The organism is Streptomyces sp. CO7, from assembly GCF_053474865.1.
In genome coordinates, this window is record NZ_JBRIOU010000007.1 from 78,308 (window position 1) to 78,961 (window position 654).

The following is a 654-nucleotide window of genomic DNA, read 5'->3' on the forward strand; positions in this document are numbered from 1 at the left end:
GTCGTCGTCGAATCGCTCGGCGATCGGGCGGGTGCTGCTCGCGGCTGCAACGAAGGTGACCCGAACATGCATGCGGTGATGGTCGACCCGCGGGGAGGGCGGGTCAAGAGGGCCGGCACCGGCGGGTAACACGCCCGGTAACCCCTGCGTGCGCCCGGGTGCTCAGGGGAGCTGCAGCGCCATCCAGTCGTCCGGCCGTGCCAGGGGCGCGAAGCCGAGGCGGGCGTAGACGTCGTGGGCGTCATGGGTGGCGAGCATGATGCGGCGCAGCCCGAAGCCGCTCAGCTCCTCGCGCACCCGGGCGACCAGGGCGCTGCCGAGGCCCTTGCCCCGCACCTGCGGGTCGACGTAGACGTCGCACAGCCAGGCGAAGGTGGCCCGGTCGGTCACCGCGCGGGCGTAGGCGACCTGCACCCCGGTGACGATGTCGTACATTCCGAAGTTCATCGAGCCGGCCATCGCCGCGTCCTGCTTCTCACGGGAGCGGCCGAGCGCCCAGTAGGCGTCGGTGGACAGCCACTGGTGCACCCGGCCGGCGTCCACGCGGGCCGGGTCGGCGGAGAACTCGTATCCCTGCGGCAGGGGCGGGAGGGACGGCAGGGCCGGCGGAAGCGTCATGGCGGGGGGGTTTCACGGGGCGGCTCGACGCCGCCA

General features: G+C 73.1%; 1 protein-coding gene. It reads right to left on the reverse strand.

Annotated elements, in window-relative coordinates:
* Window positions 1–162 precede the first annotated feature (162 nt).
* Complete coding sequence (locus ACOV8S_RS24170; protein WP_448320252.1) at window positions 163–618, reverse strand: GNAT family N-acetyltransferase; 456 nt, start codon at window positions 616–618, stop codon at window positions 163–165.
* Window positions 619–654: the final 36 nt, after the last annotated feature.